Source organism: Anaerobium acetethylicum (assembly GCF_900096945.1).
GTDB lineage: Bacteria > Bacillota > Clostridia > Lachnospirales > Lachnospiraceae > Anaerobium > Anaerobium acetethylicum.
The window spans coordinates 51,636-68,717 of sequence record NZ_FMKA01000001.1 but is presented as its reverse complement, the minus strand read 5'-3'; the positions used below and the strand labels follow the sequence as shown (position 1 = coordinate 68,717).

General features: G+C 44.6%; 15 protein-coding genes. 2 read left to right on the top strand and 13 right to left on the bottom strand.

Annotation, left to right across the window (positions count from 1 at the left end; translation table 11 throughout):
- Positions 1 to 101: 101 nt before the first annotated feature.
- Entirely contained in the window at positions 102 to 731 is a 630-nt protein-coding gene (locus tag BJR36_RS00285) for a GGDEF domain-containing protein (protein WP_242875411.1), read from the top strand.
- Positions 732 to 852: 121 nt separating this feature from the next.
- On the opposite strand, the gene BJR36_RS00280 is transcribed toward BJR36_RS00285, so the two are convergent.
- The 10 genes from BJR36_RS00280 to BJR36_RS00235 all read right to left on the bottom strand — a co-directional run bounded on the left by BJR36_RS00280 (position 853) and on the right by BJR36_RS00235 (position 12,354).
- Entirely contained in the window at positions 853 to 2,667 is a 1,815-nt protein-coding gene (locus BJR36_RS00280; protein ID WP_091228497.1) for a glycerophosphodiester phosphodiesterase, read from the bottom strand.
- A 185-nt stretch (positions 2,668 to 2,852) separates the two neighbouring features.
- Complete coding sequence (locus tag BJR36_RS00275; protein ID WP_242875410.1) at positions 2,853 to 3,599, bottom strand: SDR family NAD(P)-dependent oxidoreductase; 747 nt, start codon at positions 3,597 to 3,599, stop codon at positions 2,853 to 2,855.
- A 95-nt stretch (positions 3,600 to 3,694) separates the two neighbouring features.
- On the bottom strand, positions 3,695 to 4,042 hold the full coding sequence (locus BJR36_RS00270; RefSeq protein ID WP_091228493.1) for a VOC family protein: 348 nt from the start codon (positions 4,040 to 4,042) through the stop codon (positions 3,695 to 3,697).
- Positions 4,043 to 4,105: 63 nt separating this feature from the next.
- Positions 4,106 to 5,386, bottom strand: a complete 1,281-nt coding sequence (locus BJR36_RS00265; RefSeq protein WP_091228491.1) for an SLC13 family permease — start codon at positions 5,384 to 5,386, stop codon at positions 4,106 to 4,108.
- 115 nt (positions 5,387 to 5,501) lie between these two features.
- The gene (gene dapA / locus BJR36_RS00260; RefSeq protein ID WP_091228486.1) at positions 5,502 to 6,410 is read right to left on the bottom strand and encodes a 4-hydroxy-tetrahydrodipicolinate synthase; all 909 of its coding nucleotides are present in this window, start codon (positions 6,408 to 6,410) and stop codon (positions 5,502 to 5,504) included.
- A gap of 76 nt (positions 6,411 to 6,486) precedes the next feature.
- The gene (locus BJR36_RS00255; RefSeq protein WP_091228483.1) at positions 6,487 to 7,647 is read right to left on the bottom strand and encodes a sialidase family protein; all 1,161 of its coding nucleotides are present in this window, start codon (positions 7,645 to 7,647) and stop codon (positions 6,487 to 6,489) included.
- Between the two features lie 44 nt (positions 7,648 to 7,691).
- Positions 7,692 to 8,729 (bottom strand): 4-hydroxythreonine-4-phosphate dehydrogenase PdxA, encoded by a 1,038-nt coding sequence (pdxA, locus tag BJR36_RS00250; protein WP_091228481.1) that lies wholly within the window; start codon positions 8,727 to 8,729, stop codon positions 7,692 to 7,694.
- Positions 8,730 to 8,812: 83 nt separating this feature from the next.
- Entirely contained in the window at positions 8,813 to 9,967 is a 1,155-nt protein-coding gene (locus BJR36_RS00245; RefSeq protein WP_091228477.1) for an iron-containing alcohol dehydrogenase, read from the bottom strand.
- Positions 9,968 to 9,991: 24 nt separating this feature from the next.
- Positions 9,992 to 11,254, bottom strand: a complete 1,263-nt coding sequence (locus tag BJR36_RS00240; RefSeq protein ID WP_091228474.1) for a four-carbon acid sugar kinase family protein — start codon at positions 11,252 to 11,254, stop codon at positions 9,992 to 9,994.
- A gap of 749 nt (positions 11,255 to 12,003) precedes the next feature.
- Positions 12,004 to 12,354, bottom strand: coding sequence for an MmcQ/YjbR family DNA-binding protein (locus BJR36_RS00235; protein ID WP_091228470.1), 351 nt, complete (start codon positions 12,352 to 12,354; stop codon positions 12,004 to 12,006).
- Between the two features lie 178 nt (positions 12,355 to 12,532).
- On the opposite strand from BJR36_RS00235, the gene BJR36_RS00230 reads away from it, so the two are divergent.
- On the top strand, positions 12,533 to 13,705 hold the full coding sequence (locus BJR36_RS00230) for an iron-containing alcohol dehydrogenase (protein ID WP_091228467.1): 1,173 nt from the start codon (positions 12,533 to 12,535) through the stop codon (positions 13,703 to 13,705).
- Between the two features lie 246 nt (positions 13,706 to 13,951).
- Here the strand turns inward: BJR36_RS00230 and BJR36_RS00225 are convergent, their stop codons facing one another.
- The 3 genes from BJR36_RS00225 to BJR36_RS00215 are packed head-to-tail and all read right to left on the bottom strand — an operon-like array spanning position 13,952 to position 17,052.
- Complete coding sequence (locus tag BJR36_RS00225) at positions 13,952 to 14,521, bottom strand: hypothetical protein (RefSeq protein WP_091228464.1); 570 nt, start codon at positions 14,519 to 14,521, stop codon at positions 13,952 to 13,954.
- Positions 14,522 to 14,552: 31 nt separating this feature from the next.
- On the bottom strand, positions 14,553 to 15,314 hold the full coding sequence (locus BJR36_RS00220; protein WP_091228460.1) for a response regulator transcription factor: 762 nt from the start codon (positions 15,312 to 15,314) through the stop codon (positions 14,553 to 14,555).
- Positions 15,289 to 17,052 carry a cache domain-containing sensor histidine kinase gene (locus tag BJR36_RS00215; RefSeq protein ID WP_091228456.1) on the bottom strand — a complete coding sequence of 588 codons (1,764 nt, stop codon included), beginning with the start codon at positions 17,050 to 17,052 and terminating at the stop codon, positions 15,289 to 15,291. Before BJR36_RS00215 ends, BJR36_RS00220 begins: the two co-directional genes overlap by 26 nt.
- Positions 17,053 to 17,082: the final 30 nt, after the last annotated feature.

Here is a 17,082-nt window from a genome sequence, read left to right as displayed (position 1 = left end):
ATTTAATGATGCTACTATAAAATGGGCTTGCTGATAAAGATGTAAAATTATCCTGGATAACATTGTTTCCAAACATCATATGATAATATTCAGCCCTATATATGGAGGTTATAATGAACGATTTACTTGTTTCAAAAGATGAATTGATTTCTAAAATAAATGAATTGATTTTGAATAATGATGGACCTTTCAGTCTTGTAATAGCAGATGTTGATGATTTGAAGGGGTTAACGAAAACACATGGCATTTCTACTGGGGATGAAGTTATTAAAAAACTGGTTTCAATCTTCAACAACAATTTGTCGCCTACCGATATGTTTAGCAGATCTGGTGATGAATTCACTTTGCTTCTCGTAAAAAAAGGTACAGAAAGAAGCTTTATGGAACTGGAAGAGATCAGGCGCTATCTTTCGGACAATACTTTTGAAATCGGCGATCCAATTTCAGAAAGTGTCTATTTTACAATGAGTTTTGGCGTTGCAAGCTATCCCAAAGATGCCAAAAATGTTATTGAACTTTTCAGAGTCGCAGACAGCGCTCTTTTTCGGGCTAAAAAATCCGGTAAAAATAGAATTTGCCTTTCGGAAATCGAAAGCATGGTCTTGAAATCCAATTACTTTACTAAAACCCAGCTCGACAGGCTTTCGCGTCTTTCCAAGGAAAATGACAGAACTGAAGCTTTTCTTCTAAGAGAGGCTCTTGATGATTTATTCAAAAAATATAGTGAATAGATAAAATACCAGATCCACACTCCCATTGATATGCTTAAGCCCAGGTTTATTTATGAAAACCTGGGCTTATAGTATCTGATTGGGTGGTATGATCAACACTCTCTGATGCCAGTGATTACTATCAGTAGCTGAATACCATCTTCAAAAAGTTCGTGGTATACTCCGGAAAATCGGATTCATAGATGATGTTTCTCGCTCTTACCGGATAATCCGTTATGATATTGTCTACTCCGATCATTGCCAGGCGCTCAATCATCGTGCTTCCATTCACAGTCCACACGTGGATCTTCTTTCCACGCTTGTGTAACTCCGTAACGATCCTCTCAGTAACATAAACATACTTCATGCTGAAGAAATCCACTTTTTTCAGATCATAAAAGTTCCCATATACATCCGACAGGATATATCCTGTCTTAATTTCCGGATTCAGTTCCTTGATTTTCTTCAGAGACTTGTAGCTGAAAGAAGATACAACACAGTCGTCTTCAAAATGATGCTTTTCAATCAGCTTCACAACAGCCTCCTCCAGATTCTTGTCTCCGGCAGAATTCTTCAGTTCAATATTTAGCTTTATTTTCCCTTTGCTGTACCGGATCACTTCCTCTAGTGTCGGTATGCGCTCACCAGAAAAATCACCTGAAAACCAGCTGCCAATGTCAAGAAGAAGAATCTTTGCATAATCCAGATCCGATACGTTTTTTTTCAATCCCGTTATGCGCTTGAGGCTGGCATCATGGAAAACCACAAGGATTCCATCTTTTGTCTGCCTCACATCAATTTCAGCATAGTCTGCCAACGCATCAACAGCTTTCTCAATCGCCGCCATTGTATTTTCCGGTGCCTTTGACGAATATCCCCTGTGGGCAGTGATGCTTGTTTTTTTGCTCTCAAGCAGGGAATAATCCTGGTTTATGATGAAAAATATACCCGTACCTGTCAGCAGGAACACCAATGCAAGGACTGCAACCGTAACCCGGCCGGATCTGGTCAGCACATCACGGCCAAATTCCTTTTTCAGGCAGATATCAGGGCATGGTTTCCTGCCCTTGCCACTGTAGTGCAGATAGAGCTGCACTACAACACCCGTTACAGCCATGCTTTCAAATATACCCAATATGACAATCAAAACTTTGTTTGTCATATTGAAAGCTGTCAGGAAAACGGCATAGGCGACTCTCTTTTCGTAAAAATAATTTGTTCCTGTGTCAACTAAAAAAATAACGACCAGATAGAATGCCAGATAGACAACCATGAAAAACAGATTACATGCCAGAATGCTTCCTACAGTCCTGAGCACGCGTCCCCTGACAAGCTTCCTGCTGCATCTGAATGATTCCCGTATGCTCTTATGCTCAAGAAAGAAATAGCAGAATACGAAGATCATCTGTATTCCAAGAACACCAAGTATAGCCGCAAAAACAGCTACAACAGGCATAAAGCCATTTATCCTGATAACATGATAGAAAACGAAATTAGGGATTTCCCTGTTGCCGAAAATATATCTTACAATCGGACTGAAATTGATAATAGGGATGATACAGATCACGTAGAGGACCATGATGACATTCTTTGGTGCAAGGAGCCTCCGCATTTCCGTGAAGCCCAGGAATACAAGACCTCTCAGGCGCGATTTTTCCGGATCATAATTGTGGCCAAAAAACAGGGTAAGGATCGATATTTCTAAAAGGGATATGAAGGCGGCTACCAGAAGCGCTGCCGCAAAAAACAGGATAAGGGCAGGATTCCGGATGATTTTCAGGACATTGTTTTTTGTGATATAGGAATAGCCCGTCACTTTCAGCAGGACATTGAACAGCAGTACCAGACCCGGAATCATACACAGACCTGTTATGACCTTGAACACAACCTCAAAAAGCAGCATCGACCTGGATGCACGCTTAAATGACAGTATGGTTTCTCTGAATAGTCTGCCCATTGTTTCACCCCCGGAATCATTTGTGGCTATATAAGACACAGAACTGAATAGTTATCCATATAATTATAATACTCGCATTCGATTTATTTCTCAATATTTTAACAATAAGAATTACCGTATGCGACAGAAAAAAAACCGCCTCTAGAGCGGTAACCCTAAAGGCGGTTCCATTGTAGTCCGGGGCACTAATTCATATAGCTGCCTCCATTAACATTAATGGTTTCTCCTGTTATAAAAGCCGACATATCTGATGCAAGAAAAACCACTGTATCTGCCACGTTTTTCGCCTCACCAACATGCCCCAGTGGAATCTTATCCTCTACTTTTTTTCGGTACTCTTTTGTCCACTGTTCCGACATATCCGTCAGAATAGGGCCGGGACACACGCCGTTGACCCTTATGTTGTATACTGCCATATCATAAGCCAGCTTTTGTGTCAGGGAATTCACAGCCGCCTTTGATGCTCCATAGCAGATGGAAGCTGTAGGATGGGCGGTCTTGCTTGCTGTTGAAGAAATGTTGATGATATTGCCGCTGTTCTGGGCGACCATATAGGGCATCACACATTTGCAGGCATAAAATGTGCCGGTCAGGTTGATACCGAGCATTTTATCCCATTCCTCTGCAGACAATTCCAGAAAAGGGGTGCGGCTGTTGATTCCCGCATTATTCACCAGTATATCGATCTTCCCAAACATGTCCATACAGGTTCTGGCAAGTTTTTCTGATGTCTCATACACTGAGATGTCCCCCTGTACGATCCCACACCTTGTTCCCTTCGCTTCGATCTCGCTCTTCAGTTCCTCCAGCAATTCCATCTTGTTTCCGTTGATAATCACATCTGCTCCCTGTTTTGACAGTTCCAGGGCTATCTGCCTGCCGATTCCCCTGCTGGAGCCTGTTATGATTGCCGCTTTGCCTTTCAATATCAAAACTCTCTCCTCCTATGATCCTGTTAATTCTTTTACTTATAAAGGCCAGTGGCATGATTTGCCACTGGCCTTTATTCAGTCAGCTGTTTCAGCTGTTACTTTTGCATAATATGGATTGCAAATCCGCCAAACTCTCCGTCTAAATAGACATTCTTCAGTTTGCCATCCTCAGCATATGCGGCAGTATCCATGTTGAATGAGAAACCTTTCTCTTTCAGCTCTTCTACTGCAGCGGTCAAATCAGGCGTACGCATGGCGATATGACCGTTTGCGCCCAGGAATGGAGTCTTCATACACTCAAAGTAAGGACCGCCGAATTCGGACTTTTGTCCGTGACGAGGTTCCAGGTTAAACATCATGCTCAGAAGCTGAGCCAGTTTTTCCGCTTCCTCGGCATTTGGGGTGTTGATGCCGATGTGTTCCAGTTCAAATTTATTATTCATGATCATACCTCTTTCTTAAAATGTCGGAAGTTTATCCGTTTTATGTATTCAATATTCTAAAACTTACATCGGAAACATCAGCAATGCTCCGGCAGTCAAAGCAAGAAGGCGGATGAAATACATAGGTACTGTAAATTTCCAGAACTCAGTCAGCTTGTATCTTCCAAGACCCATGATCATAGCTGGCATACCATCTATTGGAAGGAAATGTCCATTCCATCCTGAAATTACGATTGCAGCTGCAACAGCAGTTGGATTCAGGCCAAGGCTGAGGCAGGTAGAAATAGCCAGAGGTGCAAATACGTATACAGTACCAATGGTAGAACCAGTCATGGTTGCAAGCACACTTGTCAGCACACAGAAGCCAAAGACCAGAAGGAATGGATTGATGCTGTTTCCAAGCATTTTGGCTACAGTTTCGCCAACCAGAGCTGTTAAACCTGTGCTGCCAAGAGCATCAGCAATTCCGATAACACCAGCAGACATCAAAATGATCGGAGCACCGATACTGTTACGGATTTCATTGAAATCCAAAACTTTGATAGAGAGTATCACAGCTACTGCAAGACCTGGAATTACATAACCAACATCACCCACTTTGCTCTGAAGAAGCATACCGATAACAGATGCTGCAAAAGCTGCATAAGTAGCGTATTCTTTCCATTTTGGTAATGTAGAAACGGTTTCTTCCTGAAGCTTGTCAGTTTCGGCTGCCGTTGTGGTAGAATGGTCAGGCAGATTTTTGTAAGCGATTAAACACCATGCCAGGTAAGCTAACGAAAGTACTAAGTTCACGATCGAGAATCTCACTAAATTAACCTTACCGACAGCTGCTCCAGCAGCTTCAAGAACAGCAATAACGATACCATACTGCAGTGCCACGTTTATTGGGATCAGAGGGTGGTTTGCTGCGAAGCCGGAAGACATAATAATTTTGGAACCTGGTAATTTTGCATTGTAAGGTATAGTAGATAATATACCAAGTGTAAGAACATAGTATGCAGTTGAGCCAGTGCCGAATAAGCTGCAACCAAGCATAACTACGAGGATCAAAAGCACATAAGCCCTGAAGCCACCTTTGCTGGCCATGTTGAACATTGCTTTTCTAAAAGAACCTATAAAGCTGGTCTTTTGTAAAGCGGCCATGATTGCCATAAAAGAAGCAAGCATAACAATGGTAGCGTTCGAAAACCCTCCGAAAGCTGTCTTGATATCAGTTATGCCAAAAAGAACCAATAGAAGACATGCAATAAGTGGAGGTGCACCGAATGGAAGTTTATCTGTCATGATTAAGATAATCATAAATACAGTAATAGCAAGGGCAATAATCATTGGTGTTGTCATTTGTTTTAACTCCTCTCTTTAATTCAGTATTATTTTTTAGTAGTTTAGGATCGTATATCGTAACTGTTCAGAACCATGAAGGACATAGTCCTGAATAGTTACATTTTATAAGCTATTAACGCATTCCTTTATCCGCATTTTCCTTTAAAACCAGTTTGAGCGCTTCAACACCTTCGTCGCACAGGTAGTTGAATGGGCGGCGGCAATCGCCTACAGGATATCCAAGGAGAGAAACAGCCTTTTTCACAACAGTATTCGGGTTGCCATATTTGAATACGGCACGGAAGGAAGCGATGGAGTCCTGAGCAACTTTAGCTTCTTCGAGCTTACCAGCCTTGAACAGTTCGTAGATCGATGCCAGAACATGTGGATATACATTCGCGCATCCTGCAATACCGCCTGCTCCGCCTGCTTCCAGACACTGAAGAATCAATGAATCGTTTCCGGATAAAACACGGAAGTCTTTTTCAAGGTCTTTTGTAAGATTGATGTAGGCAAGCAGGTTGTCCCAGTCACCACTTGAGTCTTTTGCGCCCATGATGATGTCTACATCTTTTGCCAGCTTAGCAACGGTTTCAGGAAGCAGTTTGTTGCCTGTACGTGCAGGGATGTTGTACAGAACAATCGGGATATCTACATGCTTCGCGATTTCTACGTAATGGTCATAAAGCTCTTTTTGTGAAGCAAGTGCAAAGCTAGGGGTGATAATGGACAGCACGTCTGCGCCAAGCTCCTGTGCTTTCTTGCTAACACGGATTGTATCAGCTGTGGAAATACAGCCAGTGCCTGCGTATACCGGAACACGACCCTTTACCTGATCGATTGTAGCCTCAAGGACCTCTATTTTTTCATTTTCGCTCAGGATGTAACCTTCACCGTTGGTTCCGAACGGGAACAGGCCATGGACGCCGCCCTCCAGCATACGTTCGATCTGGTTACGCAGCTCATTCAGATTAATAGATTCATCAGCGTTCATAGGGGTTAATATAGGGGGGATAATTCCTTTTAATTCAACAGTTTTCATAATAATGCTCTCCTCTTCTATTTGTATAATATCAGGCGCTTGTAAATCGCCAAAAACCACATTTCAATTTCCTGGCTTAGCGCAACTGCGCAGCTGTGGGATTATAGAGCCCTACACGTTCTCTTTTTTCTCCCAGTACGTCCTGTTCGGTAAAACGGACATATTTCACTCCGAAGCGTGTGTGTGATGCGTACGCAAGATGCAATGCTCCGTCAGCTGACTGCATCAGATAAGGGTACTCATACTGCTTATTGTTGGTCTTGTTCTCATCACCCATGAAGCCTTCGCCTCTTTCCATCCAGCGGATAATCGGGAATGTCAGACCGCCGTCCTCAGACAGAGCCACAGCTACGGGGCAGCGCAGACCAGGCCATGCAGCCTTTCCAGGCTGAGGATCAGGTGTACTTGTCGGATTGTAGGCAATTGCGATGCGTCCGCTCTGCAGACGTACTGCACTTATACTGGAATTATTGTTTGGAAGCGGAGTTGGTGCCGGCACGCTCCATGTCTCGCCCCAGTCGAAGGACTCGCTGCGGTGGATACGGTAAGCCTCGCGGTTACGCATAAAAGCAACCAGATGTCCGTTTTCCAGCTCTACCACATTTGCATGTACATGGCCATTGCTCTTTGGCATCATGACCATTTTCCATGTCTTTCCCTCATCATCCGAGATGCGGAATGCAGTGGGATCACCCGAAAGCCCGTCTGCAGAGTCTGTGCACAGCCAGTTTGCAAAGATCCAGCGTCCGTTTGACAGAACCTGAATCGGCTGGCGGCAGAATGTTCCTTCTTCAGGGAAAACCGTTTCGTAAGGTCCCCAGGTCCTGCCACCGTCAGTGCTCTTCTGGCAGCGGACCACAGCAGTATACTGCATGTTGTCCTTGCCTTCCTGGCGGTCAAGCTGGGCAGTGTACATTGCCCAAACGGCATCATCAGGACCGTAAAACAAGGAAGGATTCTGTTCGCTTCGGGCAGGGTCGCCAGAGATATCAACTGGAGGCAGCCAGGCCGGAGCATCCTTAGGAAGTATAGAACAAATGATGTGGATATCGGCGCTGCCCTCGTAGGTGCCGGCGAACCAGCAGCACAGAAGGTCGCCGTTAGGCAGTTCCAGCAATGCCGGTGAATGAGCGGTAGGGTATCCGCCGGTTGGCAGAAGTGCCTCAAGCGTTCCCATGTCATTATTTTGATAGATGGTGCCGTCCCATGTCATTTCATGTAGCTTTGGATATTGCATATTATTGTCCTCCTAATTTAAAATCATTACAAATTCCGGGGTTCCTAATTTTTATTGCTGACTGACAGCCTTATGGCATAATCAATCGCATTTACCAGGCTGAGTTCGCTTGCAACGCCCTTTCCTGCCTGGTCAAAAGCCGTTCCATGATCAACGGAAGCCCTGACGATCGGAAGGCCGAGGGTGATATTGACGCCGGAAACGGCATCCCATTTTCCTGCTTCGTGATTGTAGATGAAGCCTACCACTTTGAGCGGAATATGTCCCTGGTCGTGATACATCGCAACTACAATGTCGTACCAGCCTCCTCTCGCTTTTGAGAAGATGGTGTCTGGCGGAACAGGTCCATCCGCATTGATTCCTTCTGCCTTTGCCGCTTTGATTGCAGGAATGATCTCATCGAGCTCTTCCCTTCCGAACAGGCCATTTTCCCCGCTGTGAGGATTCAGGCCGGAGACGCCGATTTTCGGCTTCTCGATGCCAAGATCCAGGCAGGCCTGGTTGGCAATCTCGATTACTTCCAGAACCCTTGCTTTTTTCACCCTGTCGCATGCTTCCCTGAGGGAAACGTGAGTGGATACATGCACGACTCTTAAATTTTCATGAGCCAGCATCATTGTGTACTTCTTTGTTCCCGTATAATCTGCATAGATTTCCGTATGTCCCGAAAAATGATGACCAGCCAGATTGATGGCTTCCTTATTCAGGGCATTCGTCACGGTACCGTCGACTTCGCCGTCCATCGCCAGCTCAATTACTTTTTTGACGTACTGAAAAGCCGCTTCCCCTGCCATCACAGAAACCTTTCCGGTTTCAAGCTTTTCCATATCAACAATCTTCATGTCGTAAACATCGATTGTGCCAGGTGTAAACAAGCACTCTCCTATCGATGATACAGGGTGGATTTTGATATCCTCCCTTCCGACAACCTTCAGAGCTGCTTCCATCACGCAGACATCTCCGATCACTACAGGGCTGCATCTGTCGTAAACAGCCGGATCGCTGAGGGCCTTAACCGTAATCTCAGGTCCTATGCTGGCCGGGTCACCCATAGTGATGCCGATAATCATTTTTTTTGCCATTTTATTTCCTCCAGTCTATTGCAATCAGATCATACCTGCTGCTTTGTTTTTCTCCAGGATATTCCTGATAGCCGCTATACCGCTTACATGATTTCGAGATACAAGTTTCTTGCATCATCCGGGGTCACTTCCCGCATGTTGTTTACCAGAAGCCTCTGCACGCCCATACCTGCAGTTACCAGGAATTCCAGATCGTTGCTTCCGATTCCGTAATCCTTTAAGCTTGACGGTATTTCGAGGTGTTTCACGATTTCATCCAGCCTGTTGATGATCCAGGCAGACTTCTCTTCGGGCGTTTCTGCCGTCTTATCAGTCTTGACGATTCTGTCGTAAGCCAGGGCAAATTTTTCTCTGCAGGCTGGTTCATTGAACTTCATGACCGGCACAAGCATCATTGCATTTGCAACACCATGAGGGATGTGGTACTTTCCACCGAGCGGATAGGACAACGCATGTACAGCTGTTGTTCCTGAGGCAGTAATCGCAACTCCCGCATAGAAGGAAGCGGTCAGCATTGCTTTCTTTGCATCCATGGCTTCCGGTTTGTCGCAGGCATCTTCGATGTTGTTCATAATCATATCAAGGGCTTCTAATGCAAATGTATCACTGAATGGATTGGATTTTTTGGAAGTAAAACATTCTATTGCATGTGCAAGGGCATCTACACCGGTAGCAGCCGCTATCTTCCTTGGAAGCATTTTGATCATCCTGCTGTCCAGGATTACATAATCTGCAATCATGGCTGCATTGACTATGCCTACTTTCAGCTCTTTTTCCGGAACTGCAACAATACTGTTGGGAGTAGCTTCCGAACCTGTTCCTGCCGTAGTTGGAATCATCAGGGTTTTGATGCCTTTTTCTCCCAGTGAAGGGTTGTCCAGCAGATCTCTTACGCAAAAGTTTTCTGTAGAAAGCACAGAAGCAAGCTTTGCAGTATCCATTACGCTGCCGCCGCCGACTGCCACGATGAAATCAGCTCCCGATTCCCTGAACCGGTTGATCACTTCCTGGGTCTGGTCACAGGTCGGTTCTGCCGGAAGGTCTCCAAGCACCACCGTTTCAACTCCTGTTTCTTTAATCAGTGAAAGCGGATATTCCAGCAGTCCTGCACCAATAATTCCCTGATCAGTAAACACTGCTGCTTTTTTAACCCCCTGCATAATCCCTGTAATATTCTCAAGTGCATGCTCGCCGCCATATACGGCCCGTGGCATCTGTAAGACATAATCAGTTAACATTTTAAATCCTCCCTATCTTCTTCTTTATTTATGTTCTGCCAGAATCTGTTTTGCCAGATCTGTCAGAAGCTGTTCTCCTCCGAAACCGCCTGATTTCGAAATCAGCTGACACTCTGCATCCAGAATTCTGAATCTGGAAAGCACAATTCCCGGCCCCATCTCACAGATCGGCTCCATTTCAAATACGTCCATCTGCTTCATGCATCCCATCAGCGTGTCGCCGCCGGTAATCATCATCGTTGCTTCCAGTCCTCTTTCTACCAGTTCCTTCACGATATATCCTAAGTTTCTGGCGATGCGGATTCTGATTTCCTCTGTATCGATATGATGCTCCTGTGCATAGCCCATGGTTGAACAGCCTCCGGCATAATCATTGCTGTCCAGGATAGAACAGCGATTCGATTCAATCAGTTCTTTTAAGTGATCAAGTCTCTTCTGGCCTTCGATGCTCTTCCAATATGCCTCTTCCAGTTTTTCTTCCGGACTCATTTTCATCCTCAGAAAACCATGGTGTTCCGCGTAATCAAGCTGGCTTACTGTGATTGGATTTACGCTTCCGCATATCACCAGAAATCTTGGAACGAAATCCGGAATGCCTGGCGGCCTTCCTTCCAGCGCCAGAAGTTTTGGAAGTACTGATGCAAAACCTGCGCATCCTGCCATGATAGAAAGCCCTCCCTCTTTTTGGAGGTTCCTTCCCAAGGCTTCCAGCTCCTCATCTGTCTGGGCATCCCATATGATAATTTCAGAAGCCTGCCGGTCTTCTGCCTGACCGCTTTCCACTTCTGCCAGTCTGACCTTGATCTTGGTCTGTAATTTGATAATATCCGGAATATACGAGCAGGTCACCGGTTCAAAAGGATCTTTCCCAAAAACGCTTTCTTCAACCGGAATGCCATCTATATAGTGGATTCCATCCTTCGTAATACGTCCCATTTTAGGAAATGCCGGAAAAAAATGAAGTGATTTTCTGCCTGTGGCATCAAGAATCGCTGCCAGCTCACTTCCTATGTTTCCACGCAATCCCGAATCCGTCTTTTTATAGATATAAGGAATTCCATGTTCTACGGCTTTTTTTGTTATATGATATACGACATCGTAGGCCTTTTCAGGTTCCAGATGTCTGGTTTCTGCATCCATTACCAATACGCTGACTTTTTCATCCACCTGGCCGTAATCAAATTGTATATCCGTTACGACTCTGGTAGCTGTGCCACTGGCTGCAAATTGAACTCCAGTATCTAACGCTCCCGTAAAATCATCTGCTATGATCAACAGCGTTATCATATTCTCACCACCTTTATTCATTTCCTATATGAACGATTTCTTTAATTGTTTCACATGTTCTTTACATTTACTATTCTATCCAATTCTTCCATCGTTATCAACGAAAAAAAACCCGCAAATGTTTAAATATGAAACATTTTGATTGAATCGCCGAAAAACATCATGTTCATTTTTGTTACACTTGTTCTCATTCGAAACACTCAAAGCAAATGCACTGGTTTTAGGCTATCCTATCCATTTCATAGAATCCTGCCAGCGGTAAAACAAGAACATCTATGCAATCGTTAAGAAGAACAAAGAGTTCCCTTGCAAAACCCTCGCGCTGACGCGCAGTCGCTTCTACACCATATTCTTCTTGCGCGTTGCGCACCTCCTCATGGAGCAATTTAAATTTATGGGGAATCGGAGGAATTTCTCAACAAAGACTAGCGTGTCAAAAGCCCTCATGCAACCTTCGACTTCGTCAATTTGCACAGCCACCAGATGCAGCACAGTGATACAAAACATGATTCAATGAGCAGCTTTATGAAGACGTTGGTACTTAGGCCGCGTACTTTGCGGCCTTACGTACCACTACGTCTTCATCTAAGCGAGAGCGCGCTGCGAATGAACATGTTTTGCATCACGTCCCCATTCGAAAACCTGTGCAAATTGACAAATACCATTTGTAAATGGGCTTTTGACACTCAATTCCCATAAATTAGAAAAGACCCGTATTGCGCTTGGCAACCGGGTCAGACAGCTTCTTCTTATATGAAATTCGGTTTCTTCACTCGCGGCTTTACAAGATCATAGCTTTCCGCTATCATCCGCTTCACCTCTTCCCACGGAACTGTTCCATCCATGATAATCGTATTCCAGTGCTTTTTATTCATGTGATATCCCGGCACAACTGAATCATAGGCATTCCGCCAGAAGCCCGCCCATTCAGGATCCACCTTCACATTTATCCAGAGTACATCCCCTCTGACAAATATCAGCACAAAAATCTTTTTATTCCCTCTGCATCGCATGACTGCCGTTTCATCATCAAAGGGATAGTCCTCATAGGTCTCGGGCAATGTTTTGCAGTATTCAATTATTTCCTGCTTCGACTTCATAATTATTCCTCCATTCAATTAAAGTTACCAAAATTGTACTAAATAACAAACATTTTCAATCATTATTGTGTTAAACAAATAACAATGTTATCATATTATTGTTATAATTTTAACACATCCTTCAGTTTTTTTAAACTGCAGGATACACATATATTTTCAAAACGAAAGGATGACAGACATGATGAGATTTACGTTACCAAGAGACATGTATTACGGAAAAGGCGCACTTGAACAGTTAAAAAATCTGGCAGGTAAAAAAGCAATCCTGGTTTTAGGCGGAGGATCCATGAAAAAATTCGGCTTTGTGGACAAGGTTATCTCCTATCTGGATGAGGCTGGAATCGAAACTATGTTGTTTGAAAATGTAGAACCGGATCCATCAGTCGAAACCGTTATGAAGGGCGCTGCCGCAATGCGCGAATTTGAACCTGACTGGATCATAGCCATGGGTGGCGGTTCTCCGATAGATGCAGCAAAGGCAATGTGGACTTTCTATGAATATCCTGAAACCACGTTCGAAGAACTGATCCAGCCGTTCTCATTCCCTACCCTTAGGCAGAAAGCCAGATTCATAGCCATCCCGTCAACCTCTGGAACCGCGACCGAAGTAACGGCTTTTTCCGTTATCACAGATTATGCAAGCGGCATCAAATACCCGCTGGCTGATTTTAATATCACACCGGATATGGCCATCGTAGATCCTGAACTTGCTGAAACCATGCCTGCTAAGTTGACAGCGCACACTGGAATGGATGCGCTTACCCATGCAATCGAAGCATATGTTTCAACCCTGAACAGCCCATTCACGGATCCCCTTGCGCTCAAGGCTATCCAGATGGTATTCGACTATCTTCCTGACTCTTTCAATGGCGACATGGATGCAAGGGAACAGATGCACTATGCACAGTGCCTTGCAGGCCAGGCATTCTCTAACGCTCTGCTTGGAATCGTACATTCAATGGCACACAAGACAGGAGCCGCATTCTCTACAGGCCACATTCCTCACGGCTGTGCAAATGCAATCTACCTTCCATATGTCATTAAGTTCAATTCAAAAGATGCTGAAAGCCGCTATGCTGACATCGCAAGAAGCATCGGCATTACCGGAAGCGACCGCAGCTGCGTGATGTCTTTATGCGACTTGATTGAAGGCTATAACATGAAGCTTGGAATCCCGAAATCCCTGAAAGAATTTGGTATCGACGAAGAGGAATTCAAGGAAAAATCCGCACGAATTGCTGAGCTGGCTGTCGGCGATGCATGTACAGGCTCCAACCCTAGACCGATCAGCGTCGACGAAATGGAAAAACTCCTGCACTGCACCTACTACGGTACCAATGTAGCTTTTTAAGTAACTGTTCAGAACATTTTTAGAACAAGTCAGGTAAATATCTTGTAACTGTTCAGAACCCCTATTTCGCGAGGTGTTTTTATGCTGATTTTGCATAAAAACCCGAGACATTCGTGCGCCAAATTGCTGATTTTGCAATTTGTGTGCCTCATATGTGACTATGCAGGACGTAGTCCTGAATAGTTACAATATCTTTATAAAAAGTCCCGTAAGAATCGATTCGATTCTTACGGGACTTTTACTGCATTATTTATTTCCATTTTCAGCATGCCTCGAAATATAAACACCTGTTCCAAAACCGATCGCTATGCCATGGAACACTGCACCGAGAGCGACAATTGCTACATTGAATCCGCTTTCTCCTGCCGCATTGCTGACAAATTCATAAAATGGGCCGCCCCATACGTTGATCTTATCCATAAGCAGATTCCCCAGATAAAAAATAACCGTGCCTGCTATGGCAAACGTAACGAATTCCTTTTTTATGCCCATTATAAGCCTGTAGACCGAAAGGGCAACGAAACCCATAATAAGGAATGGAACCCCGAATCCATCATAAATCAAAAGGCCGATAAATGCACCTGTAAAAACCCCCACGACAAGGCTGATCGTAGCCGCAATCATCGTCCTGATCATACTGAAGTATTTTCTGATAAAAAAGCCAAAAAGCAGACCGCCCGTGATTCCTTCCACGGAAAATCCGATCAGCCCTTCCGATACCAGCAAGGCAAGACCTGATGCTATTCCTGCAGCAAAAAAGACAAGTGCTCCAAGCAGTGTGTATTGGGTAATTGTCTTAAAATCAATTTTCCTCATTTTTTACACCTCCGTCGTTTGCTTTCTTCTCTTAATCAGAGACCGTGGTTTTTTTCGCACTTCGTTCACCCTTCATAAAATCAGAGTACGAAACATCATAATATTTTTTAAAGCACTTCCCGAAGTAGTTTGGATCCGGTATCCCCACCAGCTTTGCCGTTATATACATAAGCTCTCCCCGGCTGGCATACCTGCAGGCCTTTTCCATTCTGTAGGATGTCAGGTAGTCGATGAAGCTGCGTCCGATCTCCTCCTTGAATTTCCGGCTGAAATAGCTGGAGTTGAAGCCAAAGTTGTCTGCCACTGACTTCAGGTTCAATTCCGGATCATCAAAATGCCCCTCTATGTATTCCTTTATAGATTTCATCCTGAGGTCCTTCCCGTCTTCCGTGTCTTCGTTCTTATCCTGGCCTTTCTCCTGTTCCAGCTGAGCAAGGATTTTCTTCAGTGACTGCTGGATATCGGTCCTTACAATAGGCTTAAGAAGATAATCCGCAACTCCTATCCCGATGCATTCCCTGGCATACGTGAAGTCATCGAAGGCTGTCAGCACGATAATCTTCAGTTTTGGATATCTCTGTATGGCAAGCTTTGAGAATTCGATTCCATCCATAAACGGCATACGGATATCGACAAATACGATATCCGGCCTTATTTCATCTATGATATTGATGGCTTCTATCCCGCTTGCAGCCTCTCCGACAACTTCAAGAGACAATTCTTCCCAGTCGATGGTTTTCTTCAGCAGGCTGCGCAATGCCCGCTCATCATCTATGATCATGACTCTGTACATAGGTTTCCGCCTCCCCGCCAGAAGGTATTTTGATAGTTACTTCACAGTAATACCCTTCCTGGCTCCTGATTTCATATACATCTTCCCTGCCGTAATAGCACCGGATCCTTTCAATGGTCTTGCGGAGTCCGTAGCTCTTGCTGTCGCCTTTCATAAAAGCATCTATCCTGCTCTGCGCCATTCCGATTCCGGTGTCATACACCTTTATGAGTATTTCGTCATCTTTCTCGTAAGCCGAAATCCTGATCAGGCATTTTTCCCCTTTGGGCCGAATTCCGTGGTACAGGGAATTTTCCACAAGAGGCTGCAGGATAAGCTTTGGTATTTTCATATCCAGAAGACTCTCCTGAATATCGTATTCGTCTTCAAAAATATCTTCATACCTCAGTTTCTGAAGCTTCAGATAATCCCTGACGATTTCAACCTCGTCCCGGAGCGAAATTTCCCTGCTTCCCTTACTTAAAAATTTCCGGTAGAAATTTCCCAGCGTCTCAATGGAATCATAGACCTCTTCCCTGGGGTTTTCCAGCGCCAGATAGGCTATGGTATCCAGGGTATTGTACAGAAAGTGAGGCTTGATCTGTTCCTGCAGTGCTTCCAGCTCAGCCTTCTGCATGGTCTTCTCCTTCTCCAGAAGTTCCTCGATCAGGCTGTTGATTTCCACCAGCATATCATTGTAGCTGTTCTTCAGCCTGCCGATCTCATCATCAGGCAGTTTCATGCTTACCCGTTTCAGCCAGCCGCTTTTGACTTCCTCCATAGAACCCACCAGGCTTTCAACCGGCCTTGTAATAAATCTGTTAATGAACCAGCTTATTGTAAAAAAGCTTGCTGCCGTCACCAGAACGATAAGCATGGCAATTACCAGAATCTGCGTGGAAATATACTCTGTATAGCGGATCTGTTCGTGTTCAGCCACTGCCAGAGGGGTGCCTGGTATGGCATAATAATAGGTGAAGCTTCCCGCCCCGCTGCGCATATTCCGGGGATTATCGCCACTGTCTGCCACATTTAGTTCCATCTCTTCAAATTCAGCATCACCGCAGAGCAGCTGGTCTTTTTTATGGAAATAGGCAAACTTCTTGCCATCGCCCGCCATTTCGCGCCAGGTATCCCGAAGCATGTTCAGGGAGCAGTTGATTACCAGCTTCCCGATCGGTTTCTGTGTCTGGATGTCATTGAATACCCTGACGAAAGATAGGACCGATTCCCCCGATGCCTGGGAAAAGGCTCCGTTTCCATCCACCATGACCAGATTTGCACCTGATTTTTTTTCAACAGGACCATACCAGTCCGGATCCTCCATGACGCCCTTATAGACTGTGGTAATCCCGTTCGAAATCTTTATATACTCTCCGTTATCCTTGAACACATAAATCGAAGAGATATTATCAAAAGAGGTGGCAGTGTAGTATATAGAGGTAACTGCATTATAGGCACTCACAGAATCAGCCCCCTGGTCGCTTTTCAGATAGTCGATGACCTCCTGGCTGCTCATGATAAGCCGTCCCATGGTACCGATATTCTGAAATTCGCCGGTGAGGCCGTTTCCAATGGAAATCAGGGTATTATAATTGCTTTTACTGATATTTTCCTGCAGGCTGTCTTTAATGACAAATTCATATATGAGTGCAAAAATCAGAAAATAAGCGACAATAATAAAAGCAAACAGATATCGAATCTTCTGCTTCAGTTTCTTCGATATGAACCATGTTTTGATTTTTGCCATTTTTTTCATAGTTTAATCTGCCTGCTCCTTATTGTTCAA

Coding starts and splice junctions, on each gene's coding strand:
- BJR36_RS00280 (WP_091228497.1), bottom strand. CDS start 2,667: ATGGGCAGACTATTCAGAGAAACCATACTGTCATTTAAGCGTGCATCC.
- BJR36_RS00245 (WP_091228477.1), bottom strand. CDS start 9,967: ATGTTAACTGATTATGTCTTACAGATGCCACGGGCCGTATATGGCGGC.
- BJR36_RS00255 (WP_091228483.1), bottom strand. CDS start 7,647: ATGCAATATCCAAAGCTACATGAAATGACATGGGACGGCACCATCTAT.
- BJR36_RS00215 (WP_091228456.1), bottom strand. CDS start 17,052: ATGAAAAAAATGGCAAAAATCAAAACATGGTTCATATCGAAGAAACTG.
- BJR36_RS00240 (WP_091228474.1), bottom strand. CDS start 11,254: ATGATAACGCTGTTGATCATAGCAGATGATTTTACGGGAGCGTTAGAT.
- BJR36_RS00270 (WP_091228493.1), bottom strand. CDS start 4,042: ATGAATAATAAATTTGAACTGGAACACATCGGCATCAACACCCCAAAT.
- BJR36_RS00220 (WP_091228460.1), bottom strand. CDS start 15,314: ATGTACAGAGTCATGATCATAGATGATGAGCGGGCATTGCGCAGCCTG.
- BJR36_RS00265 (WP_091228491.1), bottom strand. CDS start 5,386: ATGACAACACCAATGATTATTGCCCTTGCTATTACTGTATTTATGATT.
- BJR36_RS00235 (WP_091228470.1), bottom strand. CDS start 12,354: ATGAAGTCGAAGCAGGAAATAATTGAATACTGCAAAACATTGCCCGAG.
- dapA (WP_091228486.1), bottom strand. CDS start 6,410: ATGAAAACTGTTGAATTAAAAGGAATTATCCCCCCTATATTAACCCCT.
- BJR36_RS00225 (WP_091228464.1), bottom strand. CDS start 14,521: ATGAGGAAAATTGATTTTAAGACAATTACCCAATACACACTGCTTGGA.
- pdxA (WP_091228481.1), bottom strand. CDS start 8,729: ATGGCAAAAAAAATGATTATCGGCATCACTATGGGTGACCCGGCCAGC.
- BJR36_RS00285 (WP_242875411.1), top strand. CDS start 102: ATGGAGGTTATAATGAACGATTTACTTGTTTCAAAAGATGAATTGATT.
- BJR36_RS00230 (WP_091228467.1), top strand. CDS start 12,533: ATGATGAGATTTACGTTACCAAGAGACATGTATTACGGAAAAGGCGCA.